This is a genomic window from Brevundimonas sp. MEB006b (assembly GCF_030209705.1).
Lineage (GTDB): Bacteria > Pseudomonadota > Alphaproteobacteria > Caulobacterales > Caulobacteraceae > Brevundimonas.
Genome location: NZ_JARVRL010000002.1, coordinates 561434 through 573656 on the forward strand (window position 1 = coordinate 561434; position 12223 = coordinate 573656).

Below are 12223 nucleotides of genomic sequence, written 5' to 3' on the forward strand. Positions count from 1 at the left end.
TGTTTGTCGTTCACGCCTTGGCGCCCTTGCGGCCCGGCTTGTGAGAAGGATCGGACAGGGCGCGCGCTTCGTCCAGCGGCCATCGCGGCCGGGCGACGACGTCAATGTCGCTGGTAAGGCCCAGCGCCAGCCGTTCCGCCCCCGCCAGGGCGATCATCGCCGCATTGTCGGTGCAATAAGCCATGGGCGGCGCCAGGAAGTCGAAGCCGTGTTTCGCCGCCGTCGCCTGCAAGCTCGCGCGGATGGTCTTGTTGGCCGCAACGCCGCCCGCGACGACGAAGAGCCGATGCTCATGGGTTTCGGCATAGGCCGCCAGCGCCCGTTCCGACCGATCCGACAACTGGCGCGCGATGGCGTTTTGCACTGCGTCGGCCAGATCCGCCTTGTCCTGCTCGGTCTGGCAGGTCTGAGCGATACGGAAGGCCGCCGTCTTCAGGCCCGAGAAGGAAAAGTCGCAATCCTTGCGGCCCAAGAGGGCGCGCGGCAGATCGATCTTCGACCCGTCGCCTTGCATGGCCAACCGCTCCAGCGCCGGGCCGCCCGGATAACCTAGCCCCAAGGCCTTGGCGATCTTGTCGAACGCCTCGCCGGCCGCGTCGTCAATGGTAGCGCCGATCCGGCTCATGTCGCCGACGCCGCGCACCTCCAGAAGCTGGCAGTGGCCGCCCGACACCAGCAGCAGCAGGAAGGGATAGGCGACTTCCGCCCCCAGGCGGGCCGACACCGCATGCCCCTCAAGATGGTTGACCGCCACCAGCGGCAGGCCGCGCGCCAGCGCCGCCGCCTTGCCAAAGCTGAGGCCCACCATGACCCCGCCGACCAGACCCGGCCCGGCCGTCGCCGCGATCCCGTCCAGCCCGTCATAGCCCATATCGGCCTCGGCCATCGCGCGGCGCGTGACCTCGGCGATCATCTCGACATGGCTGCGCGCCGCGATCTCGGGCACCACGCCGCCATAGGCCGCATGGTCGTCGATCTGGCTGTGAACGACCGAGGACAACACCTCCGCCCGACCGCCCGTCAGGCGCACGACCGAGGCGGCGGTCTCGTCGCAACTGGTCTCCAGGCCCAGCACCGTCAGCGGACCGGGACGAGGGGGGACATCCCGTCCAGTTGCTGCATCGGCGCTGCTGCTATAGTCGGCGGACATCTCCATCGGGTCGAGGTAGCGACCCGGCGACCGGTGCGCAACGCTCATGACCTTTCCTCTCCGCATCGGCACCCGGCGCTCCAAGCTGGCGCTCGCCCAATCCGGCATGATGCAGCGCGCCATCGGCCGCGCCCTGCACGTGCCCGAGGCCGAGATCGAGACCGCCGTTCCTCTGGTCGAGATCGTCACCACCGGCGACCGCATCCAGGATCGCCGCCTGCTGGAAGTCGGCGGCAAGGCTCTGTTCACCAAGGAGATCGAGGAGGCCCTTCTGGCTGGCCGGATCGACATCGCCATCCATTCGATGAAGGACGTCCCTGCCGAACAGCCCGAGGGCCTGTGCATCGCCGCCATCCCCGAGCGCGAGGACGCCCGCGACGCCTTCATCAGCCGTGACTTCGACAGTTTCGACACCCTGCCCTTCGGCGCGCGCCTGGGCACCGCCAGCCTTAGACGGCAAGCCCAGGCGCTTGCGCTGCGGCCGGACCTGAAAATCGAGATGCTGCGCGGAAACATCGACACCCGCCTGCGCCGCGCGGCCGAGGGCGACTTCGACGCCATCCTTCTGGCCGTCTCGGGCATGACGCGCCTGGGCGTCACCGACCATATCCGCGAGAAGCTGTCTCTGGACGCCTTCCTGCCGGCGCCGGGCCAGGGCGCCCTGGCCATCCAGACCCGCGCCGCCGACATCGACGCGCCCCTAAACGCCCAATGGGTCGCCGCCCTGAACCATCCCGAGACCGCCCTGTGCATCGCCGCCGAGCGCGGCGCCATGACGGCGCTGGAGGGGTCGTGCCGCACCGCCGTCGGCGCCTTTGCCCGCATCGAACACGACACCCTGCACCTGACCACCGAGATGCTCAGCCCGGATGGGTCCGCCCGCTGGCGGCGCGTCGGCGACCTTTTCCAACCGACCGAAGCCGACGCGCGCGCACTGGGCCAACGCCTGGGCGGAGAGGTCCACGCCTCGGCCGGTGATCAGGAAGTCGATCCCGCGACCCTGGACGGATGAACGTTCCGCCGACACGAGTCTGGATCACCCGCGCCGAACCGGGCGCCGCACGCACCGCCGCCCGCCTGCGCGACATGGGGTTCGAGCCGATCGTCGCGCCCCTGCTGAGCCTCGAAACGCTGACGCCTCCCGTTCCCGATCTGGCGTCGTTCGCCGCCTTGGCCTTCACCAGCATCAACGGCGTGGCCGCCTTCGCCGCTCTGACGCCCCGCCGCGACCGTCCGGTCTTCGCCGTCGGCGATGCGACCGCCCAGGCCGCCCATGATGCGGGCTTCGCCGATGTCCGCTCCGCCTCCGGCGACCTGCGCGACCTCGCCCGCCTGATCGCCAGCGCCATCGCCAGCGCCGCCGTCCTGGTCCCTCAAGCGGAAACCCCCGCCGGCGATTTCACCGCCGCCCTCACCGCCGCCGGCGCCCGTAACGTGTCGATCCATTCGCTGACAGTCTATCGCGCCATCGAAACGTCAGTCGCAGCGCCCGCACTGTTCGACGCCGTTCTGATCCACTCCCCCCGCGCCGGAAAAGCCCTCGCCAAGCTTGGTCACGACGCCTTGGCGCACGCGGTCCTCGCCTGCATCTCTCCCGCCGCCGCGGCCCCGCTCGCCGCGCTGGGCCTGACGCCCGTTATGGCAAAATCGCCCGACGAGACCTCATTGCTCACGATCTTGAACGCGGCGCTTGGCAAGCGCGATCCGGCCGTATAAAGACCCCGTCTCGCGCGGACAGCTTCGTCCGTCGCAACCGGGCCGCTTTAGCTCAGCCGGTAGAGCACATCATTCGTAATGATGGGGTCAGGTGTTCGAGTCACCTAAGCGGCACCACTTCTCCGAGCGCGGTTCGCGCTGGAGGCGGCATCTAGAGCGCCAAAATATATCCTCATGGTTGAATCGTCACCTGCAGCGCACGTAGCAATCCTTAGCTAAGCAGCTTTGGCTTGACGGGATCGGTGTTTTGGGGCCATGGCGCCGCATTATCTATGCCCGCAGGCCGACATGAACGACGCAGTTGATCCCGTAGACATCGCCATCGGCGGACGCATCCGCACCCGTCGTGAGGAACTGCGCATCACCCAGGCGCAGTTGGCCGCCGGCGCAGGCGTGACCTTCCAGCAGATCCAGAAGTACGAGCGGGGCGTGAACCGCGTCTCGGCCGCCCGCCTGCTGCAGATCGCTTCGGTGCTGAAATCGACCGGCGCGGCCCTGCTGGGCGAACTGGAAACGGCCGAGGGCGACGAACTGGCTTTGGCCGCCCCCGGGGTCGCCGAGCTGCTGGCGGCTTTCCGCGGCATCAAGGACGCCGCTCAACGCGACGCCCTTCTGACCGTGGCCAAGGGCCTGCGCGGCTGATCAGGCCCGGTTGCTGGCGCTTTTCAGCAACTGCTCGACCTCATCGCGATGGTCGGCTCCGTCGAGAGCCGCGCCTGCCAACCACGACTGGATGGCGTCCAGCGCACGTGCATCGCGACCGTCCGAGCGGCCGGCGTCGGACAGGCTCTGGCGGATAATTTCGATCATGCAGACGGCTTCGACGGCCGAGGTCGGGGCGTGATCGAGAAGCGTGGTTTCCGCCGCTTCCATCGGCGCCAGATCCAGTTCGACGAGCAGGTTCTCGCCGCTGGCGGACAGCGATGACGATACGACCTGTTTCGCCAGATTGGCCGTTTCCAGCCACGAGCGGAACAGCGGCATGAAGGCGGGGGTGGTTTGGGTATTCATGACATTCAGACTTTCTGCAGCGCGCGGATCGATCCCCGCGCTGGTTTGACATGGGCGTAGGGGGCGCACTGGGCCTCCCAGACGCCTAAGAGGGCGAGGAGCAGGAGCTCGAACCAGACAACCATTCGGGTCGATACGATCGACCACAGGAGGGCGTCAGAACCAGCGATGCCGGCCAGATGGGTCGAGACCGCGATAAGCTGGGCGCCGGCGGCAAGAAGCAGCCACCATCGGTCGTAACGGAGAGCCAGACCGACCAGCAGACAGAACATGGACACCGACAGGATCGCCACCCCCCACCGGAAATGCCCGATGAACAGGTGATCGACCAACGGTGTGCCCCAGTTAAGGACGACCAGAGCGACCAAAGCGATCCGCTCCGGCATGCGACCTTTCCAGAGCAGGAGCGCCATGACGCCGTAGGTCAGACACGCCAGAACCAAGGACAGCGGCGACCCCATTCCGACGGCCGCGATCAAGCGGCGACGGAGAGAACCGGGGCGAACCCAGTGGGTTTGACCGTCTTGTCTTCGTGCGCACCGTCCAAATACCAGCCGACCTGATGGTCGTCGGCGACCTGGGCCAGCTCGCCATGACTGGCGATGACCGAGCCGCGAACCTCGGCGAGTTGGCTGAGGCCGCGAACCATATTGGCCAGGGCCTCCTGTCCGACTTCCGCCGCCAGACGCGCCTCGACCCGACCTTCCAACGCGGTCTGAACCAAGCGGCTGACCTCGATCATCGCCTGATCGACGGCGTGTTCTGCGGTTCTGACCTGCCGTGCCACGCGGACGCCGACGTGCATGTTCTTCATTGGCTCACCTTCCTTTAAGCCGTTTGGTCAGCGCATTTCAGCGGGAGCAAGCCGGTCGAAAAGGGATGGAACCACCATGCCCGCCGTCACGATCCCGATGGCGAACAGAAGGGCGATGGCGGCCCCGGCGACAATGATCCCCACTCTCGCCAGAGCGCCCCGAGGAGGCGCAGGCAGAAGCCAGGAAGTCGTTGGGTCGGAAACCGCATCGTCCGACTGTTCGGCCGACGTGGGATCATTGAGCGTATTGGGGCCGGTGTCGGGAATGAGTATCGACGCCTCTGAGTAGCCAATACTCAGTCGCCTGGCCGCCAGTTTGCGGTCCGAAACGCCCAGCTTGGCATAGGCGCGATGCAGGTGATTGCCGACCGTGCGCGGCGAGATACGCAGGCGCGCAGCGATTTCCTTGTCCTCAAGACCCTGGCCGGCCAGGCGGACACATTCGCTCTCTCTCGTCGTCAGGCCTTCTGGCATGGGGACCCCCTTGGGCCTGTTTACCCTAAAATGAGGGGGAGTCAGCCGATATGCTTACGCCGCAAAGCAGTTTCTGGCGGCTGGGCGCTGCGTCAGATCACTTGAACATATAAGCATATCTTTATATGTCTGTCGGTCTGACACTGACAGGAGCCTCTCTTGGCCGCTCGTTCTTCCTTCCTCTTCACCTCGGAAAGCGTTTCCGAAGGCCACCCCGACAAGGTCGCGGACCGCATCTCCGACACGGTCGTGGACGCCTTCCTGGCCAAGGACCCGGAGGCGCGCGTGGCGTGCGAGACCCTGGTGACGACCCAGCGCATCGTGCTGGCCGGCGAGGTTCGCGCCACCCAGCCGGGCAACACCAAGGAAGAGAACGAAGCCTTCACCCAGAGCATCATCGACAGCCTGGAGCCGCTGGTCCGCACCGCGGTCAAGGACATCGGCTATGAGCAGGACGGCTTCCACTGGGAAACCGCCGAATACGCCTGCTATCTGCACGCCCAGTCGGCCGACATCGCCGTCGGCGTCGACTCGACCAATGAGAAGGACGAGGGCGCGGGCGATCAGGGCATCATGTTCGGCTATGCGTCGAACGAGACGCCGGAGCTGATGCCGGCGACCCTGCAATACAGCCACAACATCCTGAAGCGCCTCGCCGAGGTTCGTCACGCCGGGGGCAGTCTGCTGGAGCCCGACGCCAAGAGCCAGGTCACGATCGAATACAAGGACGGCAAGCCGGTCCGCGCCACCTCGATCGTCCTATCGACCCAGCACGCCAAGGGGCTGAGCTCCGAGCAGGTCGCCGAAATCGTCAAACCCTATATCCTGGAAGTGCTGCCTGAAGGCTTCACCGACGAGAACACCGTCTGGCACATCAACCCGACCGGCATCTTCGAGATCGGCGGACCGGACGGCGACGCCGGCCTGACCGGCCGCAAGATCATCGTCGACACCTACGGCGGCGCGGCGCCCCACGGCGGCGGCGCCTTCTCGGGCAAGGATCCAACCAAGGTGGACCGTTCGGCGGCCTATGCCTGCCGCTACCTGGCCAAGAACGTCGTCGCCGCCGGCCTGGCCGACCGCTGCACGATCCAGATTTCCTACGCCATCGGCGTGGCCAAGCCCCAGTCGATCCACGTCGATCTGCACGGCACCGGCAAGATTTCCGAAGCGGTGCTGGAAGACAAGATTCTGGACCTGATCGGCGGCGCCACGCCGCGTGCGATCCGCCAGCACCTGCAACTGAACAAGCCGATCTACGCCCGCTCGGCCGCCTACGGCCACTTCGGCCGCGAGCCGGACGCGGACGGCGGTTTCAGCTGGGAAAAGACCGATCTGGTCGATCAGCTCAAGGCGCTGGCGTAAGGCTTCAGGCGGCCTGATCGATCGTCAGGCCGCGCACGCCCGCCAGATTGGCGTCGGTCAGATCGGCCTGACGGGTCTGGGCGCCGTGCAGTGTCGCACGGCCCAGATCGGCGCCGGCCAGGACGGCGCGCTTCAGGTCGGCGCCCGACAGGTCCGCGCCGCGGAGCACGGCGCCCGTCAGATCCGCGGGCATCAGCCGGTCGGCGGCGATCAGAAGCGGCCCCAGTTGCGCCTCGCGCATGTCCGCTCCGTTCAGTCGCGCGCCCCGCAGGCGCGCCCCGCGCAGGTCGGCGCGACGCAGCTTGGCCGAGCGCAGGTCGGCGTTGTCGAGCTGCGCGCCCTGCAGCTGCACCCCCTCCATATCCAGGCCGTAGAAGACCGCGCCCTTGGCCGACAGGGCGGTCAGGTTCAGGCCCGTGATCGACTTCAGCGGACGCAGATCGACGCCGTTGAAGACCGACGGCTGCCCCTCCGCGCCGCCGGTCTCGCACCAGCGCGCATGTTCGCGCAGCATCTCGGCGGCGGGCATCTTTTCCACGGACTCGCAGGACGACTTGTTGTCGGTCAGCGCGCCCTGCATGTCGGCGCCGTCGGCGCGCCACATGGTCGTCTTACAGCCCACCAGGATGGCGTCGCGCAGGTCTGCACCCGACAAGTCCGCCCCTGACAGGTCCGCGCCGGCGAGGTCGGCCCCACGGAAATCCGCCTGTTTCAGATTGGCCCGCACCAGTTTGCAGTCCTTCATCACCGCGCCGGAGAAGTCGGCCTTCACGGCGATGACGCCGGCCATCTTGGAGCGTTGAAGATTGGCGCCGGCCAGGCAGGCCCCGCTGGCCTCGGTCTCGTCGCGGTGGCGTGGTTCGATGACCTTGAAGCCCAATCTGGCGTCGGCGGCCGCGATGGTGCCCTCGCGCAGGTCCGCCTCGAACAGATCGGCCCCCGACAGGTCCGCCCCCCGCAGGCAGGCGCCACGCAGGTCGGAGCGGCGCAGGCTGGCCTCGGCCAGGATCGCATCCTGCATGTCCGCGCCGAAGAAGTTGGCGTTGTCCAGCTTGGCCCCGGTCAGATCGCAGCCTTCCAGACAGGCGGCCGCGAAATCGGCGTCGGCCAGATTGCGGCCTTTCAGGCTGAGGCCCGACAGGTCCATCCAGGCGAAGACGGCGCGCGCGCCGCCGGGTCGGGCCTGGAACAGCCGATCGTGCCGGGCGCAGACGACGTCCAGCTCCGCCTGCGTCAGGCGCTTTCTCACGAGGGGTTCAGCGGCGAGGGCCATCAGGGCACATTACGCGGCCTGACTTAAGAAACCTTTGAACGGCGAAGCCGCCTCAGACGGTCAGCAGCCCCTGGGCCTGAAGGGCCTCGGCCAGCTCGCCCGGCCCGGTCCACAGGCGCGTGTAGCCCGCTTCGCCCAGACGTTTCAGCTCAGTGACCAGATCAGCCTTGGGCGAGGCGACGAACCGGCCGTCGAAACCGGCGCCATCCTCGCTGATGCGCACCATCGGACGGCCGGTTTCCAGCCGATGCAGGAAGCCTTCGCACAGGGCCGCGCCCTCTTCGCACATCAGGCCGGTTTCAACGGTCAGCCCTTGCGCGCGCAGCCGCTCGGTGCCGCGCCCGGCCGCAAACGGCGACGGGTCCATACAGGCGATCACGACCCGCGCCACGCCCGCCTCGGTCAGGAAGTGGGCGCAGGACTTGCGGCCCGACGACCGGGCGCCGCAGGGTTCCAGCGTGACGTAGACGGTCGAGCCCACGACATCCGCGCCGGCGGCGGGCACGGCCTGCTCCTCGGCATGGGGACGACCGCCCGGCGCGGTGGCGGCCTGGGCGATGACCCGGCCGTCCTTGACGATGACGCAGCCGACCGCCGGATTGGGCCAGGTCTCGCCCATCCGGCCGGTCGCCAGGGCGATCGCCTGGGCCATGAAGGCCTGGTCGGCTTCGCTCCAGCTCATGATGCGGTCGGCAATGTCTCGGCGCGAGCGGCGTCGAGGTAGCGGGCGGCGGTCGGCTTCAGATTCGCGTCCAGATTGATCTCCAGCGGATTGCCCGTGGGGATTTCGACGCCGACGATCTGATCGTCCGGCACGCCGAACAGCAGTTTGACGATGGCGCGCAGGGAGTTGCCGTGGGCGGCGATCAGCACGTCCTCGCCCGCCTTCAGGCGCGGCGCGATCTCGGCGTCCCAATAGGGCTTCACCCGGTCCAGCGTGGTCTTCAGGCTTTCGGTGTCGGGAATGGCCTTACCGGCGTAGCGCGGGTCGGCGTTGAAATCGAACTCGCCGCCGGGGGCCAGCGGGGGCGGCGGCACATCATAGCTGCGCCGCCAGATCTTGACCTGGTCTTCGCCGTGTTTCTGGGCCGTCTCGGCCTTGTTCAGACCCGTCAGACCGCCATAGTGGCGCTCGTTCAGGCGCCAGTCCTCGATCACCGGCACGTCGGTCAGGCCCGCCGACTGCAAGGCCAGGGCGCCGGTGCGCTGGGCGCGCGTCAGGACCGAGGTGAACATCACCGTCGGCTTGAACCCGGCCTCGGCGATCAGTTCGCCGCCGCGACGCGCCTGGGCCTCGCCCTCCGCCGTCAGATCGACATCGACCCAGCCGGTGAAGCGGTTCTCGAGGTTCCACTGGCTCTGGCCGTGGCGGAGCAGGATCAGGCGCGGCATTCGGTCGGTCCTTCGGAATACGGCCTTTCGGGGTAGGACGCCCTCCGAAGTCGGTCAAGGCTCGCGGGCCTCGCCATTGCTTGTCGCGCCGCGCAGGTCGGGGTAACGGTCGGATCGATGTCCGATCGTCTTTTCTTTCCCCTGGCGCTCGCCGCCGCCGTCGTGATGATCGCCCTGGCGACCGTCTGGCCCTGATCCTCTAAAAGAGGATCTTGCGCAGATTGATGCGGAAGACGCGCCCCTGCGGGTCCAGATAGTCGCGCTGATAGTTGACCGGCGTCTGACCGTCGCTGCTGGTCACCGAGACGCGGTCGTCAAAGATGTTCTGAACGCCGAAGCCGATCCGCGTGCCCTTCAGGAACGGGAAGCGCTCGACCCACGACGTGCGTTGGGTCAGGTCGGCGAAGGCGAACAGATTGACCGTGGTCCGGCCCGAGAAGTCCAGATCGGGCGAACCCAGCGCGTCGCCGTTGACCGTCGTGCCCGAGCGCCAGTTGGCGTTGACGAAGGCGCCCACGCCGTTTCTGGACAGGCCGGTCTGAAGCTGGACCTCATGGCGCGACTGACCGCCTGAGCCGGAGATGGAATCGCCGTCCAGCAGATCCAGCGGCGCCAGACCGTCGCGAATGGTGACCTCGTCCTGGACACGCCAGGTGTGGGTCAGCGACAGGTTGAAGATGCCCTGGCCGGGCTGCATTCCCGATCCACGCCCGCCGCGCATCCGCCCGCCGCCGCCGGGGCCGCCCGGTCCGCCCGGTCCTCCCATCATCATCATTCCGCCGCCGCCAGGACCGCCACGTCCGCCCGGGCCACGACCGCCCGCCGCCGCCGGGTTCGGCTTGCCGAACGGGCGCGAGAAGTTGAAACCCCACTGAACGTCCTGCTGCTCGCGCTTGAAGAAGTTTAGCGGACGGGCGTCGATGGACACCAGATTGCCGTCCGCATCGCGAACGAACCGATCCGGCAGGGCCGCTTCCAGATCGGGCGTGATGGCCGGAAAGCTGGAGATTTCGTTGTCCGCCTCGGTGCGGGTGTAGGCCAGGTTCAGGCGGAAATCCTTGTCCGACACCGGCTGCCAGTTCATGCCCAGCTTCAGGATGCGCCGATCCTCGGCCTGCAGATTGGGATCGCCGCCGGTGATGCGGTTGATCTCGACGGTCTGGCCGGTGCGGAAGTCGAAGACCGGCGTATTCGGCGTTCCCACCGTCGGGTCGTTCAGCTGCTGGACCGTCGGCGCCTTGCCCTCGTCGGAATAGTTGGCCGAGAAGGACAGCCGCTCGACCGGCGACCAGTTCAGCCCGGCCCCGACCGAGGACACGCCGCCGAAGTCGGACAGTTCTTGGTAGGCCAGATTCAGATTGGCCGACAGGTCGCCGATTTTGGGCAGGACGCCGCGCTCGACGTTGGAGATCGGCAGATCGAAGTTGGCCTGCACGCTGCCTGAGTTGCGCGACTGCGATCGATCCGCAGCGACACTTGAACCCAAGCTCTCGGAGAAACGCAGGCTCTCGGAATCCAGCGATTGATAACCAGCCCCGACCTTCAAGGTCGAGGTGATGTCGCCGGCCGGCAGCTCATAGGGACGCCCGTTCAACACCAGTTCCGCCGTCGCCGTCTGGGCCACGGAGTTGGCAGTGTCGCGCGGATTGACGATGGCCCGGTCGGTCAGGTCGCCGAACGGATTGACCGTCAGATCGCCCGCGATCAGGGCCCGCAACGCCGTCGAGTTCACACCTCGTCCCGTCGTGGTGTCGGTCTCGACGCGGCTGTATTCCCCCGTCGCCGTCCAGCGCCAATCGCCGACATAGCCGTCGAACACCGTGCCCAGTTCGGCCGTGCGCGTATCGGTCTTGCGCGTCAGGGCGCCGGGCAGGTCCAGATAGCTGAAGAGGGTCACCTCCTGACCGGTCGGCGAAAACGGATTGGTCCCCGGCACGGTCAGCTGAACATTGGGCAGCCCTTGGTAGCTGAAGCTGTTTGAGTCCTCCACGCTGCCGCTCAGCGTCATGCCGACCTTGTCGTTCAGGTCGTGCTTGTAGGTCCCCGACACCGAAAGCTCGTCCGTCTTGGGCAGCAGGGTGCGATAGGCGTTGGCCAGATCGCTGTCGCCGCCGGCCGTCGTGCTGCGGTCGATGTCGCGCTCGGTCTCGAACAGGGTGTTGGAGGTCGTGCCATTGATATCGACAGACCAGCGGTCCGAGCCGGCGATGCGCAGGACGTTGTTCTCGCTGGCGGTGGTCGTGCGACCGCCCTGCTCCGGCCGGCTGACGTTGACCGAGGCGGTCAGGGACTTGAAGTCCGCCTTCAGCACGATGTTCACCACCCGCTGATTGGCGCTGTAGCCATAGGACAGCGCGGTCTCTTCCGGCAGGACGTCGAACCTGTCGATGGCCTCGGGCGGAATGCCGCGTATCTCGCGGAAGCCCGAGATACGCCGCCCGTTGACCAGGAAGACTGGAGACCCACCCCGCGCGCTGCGGGTCTGGGCCTCCAGCAGGGTGATCAGCTCGCCGATGTTTGTCGCGCCGAACGCCTGAATCTGGGCGGAGTCATAAGAGACGATCGGTTCCTGCCCGCCCAGGGCCACCCCGCGCCGCGCCGCCGTCACCTCCACGTCCGGCAGAACGACCGTCGGCTCCTCCTGCTGGACCTGCGCCTGGGCTTCTACCGGCTGGGCCTCGTTGGTTTGGGCCTGAACAGGCTGGACGACACCGGCGGCGGGGGCCAGCGCAAGCAGGAGAAGCGCGGTCTGGGTCATGGAACGACGATCCGGGAGATGATTTCAGCCCTTGTCAGGACGGCACAAACATGGCCGTAAAACGACACAATTCATGAACAAAGTGAAAGCGTTGCGCACTTTCCACACAACGCAAAAACCTGCGACGGAAAGTCCGCTAAAGCGCGTTAAAGCCTGTTGGGTTGCGTTTGGATGACAGCGCGCAAGGGGCGCTCGAACTGACGTCTTGGCCCAACCTCGGAGTCCAGCGATGAAGACTCCGCGTTGACCGCCTCCGGGCTTTCGGCTATA

The 12223-nt window shown here is 67.1% G+C and carries 13 protein-coding genes and 1 tRNA gene; 5 read left to right on the plus strand and 9 right to left on the minus strand.

Features of this window, described 5'->3' with window-relative positions; translation table 11 throughout:
• Positions 1–10 precede the first annotated feature (10 nt).
• Entirely contained in the window at positions 11–1150 is a 1140-nt protein-coding gene (tsaD, locus tag QRN13_RS04530) for a tRNA (adenosine(37)-N6)-threonylcarbamoyltransferase complex transferase subunit TsaD (protein WP_502868577.1), read from the minus strand.
• A 46-nt stretch (positions 1151–1196) separates the two neighbouring features.
• On the opposite strand from tsaD, the gene hemC reads away from it, so the two are divergent.
• From hemC to QRN13_RS04550, 4 genes are all read left to right on the plus strand, one after another.
• The gene (hemC, locus tag QRN13_RS04535; RefSeq protein WP_284876999.1) at positions 1197–2162 is read left to right on the plus strand and encodes a hydroxymethylbilane synthase; all 966 of its coding nucleotides are present in this window, start codon (positions 1197–1199) and stop codon (positions 2160–2162) included.
• Positions 2159–2866, plus strand: a complete 708-nt coding sequence (locus QRN13_RS04540) for a uroporphyrinogen-III synthase (RefSeq protein WP_284877000.1) — start codon at positions 2159–2161, stop codon at positions 2864–2866. Before hemC ends, QRN13_RS04540 begins: the two co-directional genes overlap by 4 nt.
• 41 nt (positions 2867–2907) lie before the next feature.
• A tRNA-Thr gene (locus tag QRN13_RS04545) sits at positions 2908–2983 on the plus strand.
• Positions 2984–3154: 171 nt separating this feature from the next.
• Positions 3155–3508: a helix-turn-helix domain-containing protein gene (locus tag QRN13_RS04550; RefSeq protein WP_039246365.1), complete on the plus strand. Its 354-nt coding sequence runs from the start codon at positions 3155–3157 to the stop codon at positions 3506–3508.
• Here QRN13_RS04550 and QRN13_RS04555 read toward each other — a convergent pair whose 3' ends face one another.
• From QRN13_RS04555 to QRN13_RS04570, 4 genes are read right to left on the minus strand one after another with little or no spacing between them, the layout of a single operon-like run.
• The gene (locus tag QRN13_RS04555; protein WP_066554252.1) at positions 3509–3877 is read right to left on the minus strand and encodes a hypothetical protein; all 369 of its coding nucleotides are present in this window, start codon (positions 3875–3877) and stop codon (positions 3509–3511) included. It lies immediately after the preceding gene.
• Between the two features lie 5 nt (positions 3878–3882).
• The gene (locus QRN13_RS04560; protein ID WP_284877001.1) at positions 3883–4338 is read right to left on the minus strand and encodes a hypothetical protein; all 456 of its coding nucleotides are present in this window, start codon (positions 4336–4338) and stop codon (positions 3883–3885) included.
• 14 nt (positions 4339–4352) lie between these two features.
• The gene (locus tag QRN13_RS04565) at positions 4353–4691 is read right to left on the minus strand and encodes a hypothetical protein (protein ID WP_199061171.1); all 339 of its coding nucleotides are present in this window, start codon (positions 4689–4691) and stop codon (positions 4353–4355) included.
• Positions 4692–4718: 27 nt separating this feature from the next.
• On the minus strand, positions 4719–5165 hold the full coding sequence (locus tag QRN13_RS04570; RefSeq protein WP_066628679.1) for a helix-turn-helix domain-containing protein: 447 nt from the start codon (positions 5163–5165) through the stop codon (positions 4719–4721).
• Between the two features lie 159 nt (positions 5166–5324).
• Here QRN13_RS04570 and metK point away from each other — a divergent pair, with 159 nt between their 5' ends.
• Positions 5325–6530 (plus strand): methionine adenosyltransferase, encoded by a 1206-nt coding sequence (metK, locus tag QRN13_RS04575; RefSeq protein ID WP_284877002.1) that lies wholly within the window; start codon positions 5325–5327, stop codon positions 6528–6530.
• Positions 6531–6534: 4 nt separating this feature from the next.
• On the opposite strand, the gene QRN13_RS04580 is transcribed toward metK, so the two are convergent.
• The 4 genes from QRN13_RS04580 to QRN13_RS04595 all read right to left on the minus strand — a co-directional run bounded on the left by QRN13_RS04580 (position 6535) and on the right by QRN13_RS04595 (position 11953).
• Positions 6535–7803 carry a pentapeptide repeat-containing protein gene (locus tag QRN13_RS04580; RefSeq protein ID WP_284877003.1) on the minus strand — a complete coding sequence of 423 codons (1269 nt, stop codon included), beginning with the start codon at positions 7801–7803 and terminating at the stop codon, positions 6535–6537.
• 52 nt (positions 7804–7855) lie between these two features.
• Positions 7856–8485, minus strand: a complete 630-nt coding sequence (locus QRN13_RS04585) for a bifunctional diaminohydroxyphosphoribosylaminopyrimidine deaminase/5-amino-6-(5-phosphoribosylamino)uracil reductase RibD (RefSeq protein WP_039246330.1) — start codon at positions 8483–8485, stop codon at positions 7856–7858.
• The gene (gpmA, locus tag QRN13_RS04590; RefSeq protein ID WP_284877004.1) at positions 8482–9195 is read right to left on the minus strand and encodes a 2,3-diphosphoglycerate-dependent phosphoglycerate mutase; all 714 of its coding nucleotides are present in this window, start codon (positions 9193–9195) and stop codon (positions 8482–8484) included. The genes QRN13_RS04585 and gpmA overlap by 4 nt, the downstream gene beginning before the upstream one ends.
• A 199-nt stretch (positions 9196–9394) precedes the next feature.
• Positions 9395–11953: a TonB-dependent receptor plug domain-containing protein gene (locus tag QRN13_RS04595; protein ID WP_284877005.1), complete on the minus strand. Its 2559-nt coding sequence runs from the start codon at positions 11951–11953 to the stop codon at positions 9395–9397.
• Positions 11954–12223: the final 270 nt, after the last annotated feature.

Excerpts from the sequence above, each read along its gene's own strand:
- tsaD (WP_502868577.1), bottom strand. The coding sequence starts at position 1,150 with ATGTCCGCCGACTATAGCAGCAGCGCCGATGCAGCAACTGGACGGGAT.
- hemC (WP_284876999.1), top strand. The coding sequence starts at position 1,197 with ATGACCTTTCCTCTCCGCATCGGCACCCGGCGCTCCAAGCTGGCGCTC.
- QRN13_RS04540 (WP_284877000.1), top strand. The coding sequence starts at position 2,159 with ATGAACGTTCCGCCGACACGAGTCTGGATCACCCGCGCCGAACCGGGC.
- QRN13_RS04550 (WP_039246365.1), top strand. The coding sequence starts at position 3,155 with ATGAACGACGCAGTTGATCCCGTAGACATCGCCATCGGCGGACGCATC.
- QRN13_RS04555 (WP_066554252.1), bottom strand. The coding sequence starts at position 3,877 with ATGAATACCCAAACCACCCCCGCCTTCATGCCGCTGTTCCGCTCGTGG.
- QRN13_RS04560 (WP_284877001.1), bottom strand. The coding sequence starts at position 4,338 with ATGGGGTCGCCGCTGTCCTTGGTTCTGGCGTGTCTGACCTACGGCGTC.
- QRN13_RS04565 (WP_199061171.1), bottom strand. The coding sequence starts at position 4,691 with ATGAAGAACATGCACGTCGGCGTCCGCGTGGCACGGCAGGTCAGAACC.
- QRN13_RS04570 (WP_066628679.1), bottom strand. The coding sequence starts at position 5,165 with ATGCCAGAAGGCCTGACGACGAGAGAGAGCGAATGTGTCCGCCTGGCC.
- QRN13_RS04580 (WP_284877003.1), bottom strand. The coding sequence starts at position 7,803 with ATGGCCCTCGCCGCTGAACCCCTCGTGAGAAAGCGCCTGACGCAGGCG.
- QRN13_RS04585 (WP_039246330.1), bottom strand. The coding sequence starts at position 8,485 with ATGAGCTGGAGCGAAGCCGACCAGGCCTTCATGGCCCAGGCGATCGCC.
- gpmA (WP_284877004.1), bottom strand. The coding sequence starts at position 9,195 with ATGCCGCGCCTGATCCTGCTCCGCCACGGCCAGAGCCAGTGGAACCTC.
- QRN13_RS04595 (WP_284877005.1), bottom strand. The coding sequence starts at position 11,953 with ATGACCCAGACCGCGCTTCTCCTGCTTGCGCTGGCCCCCGCCGCCGGT.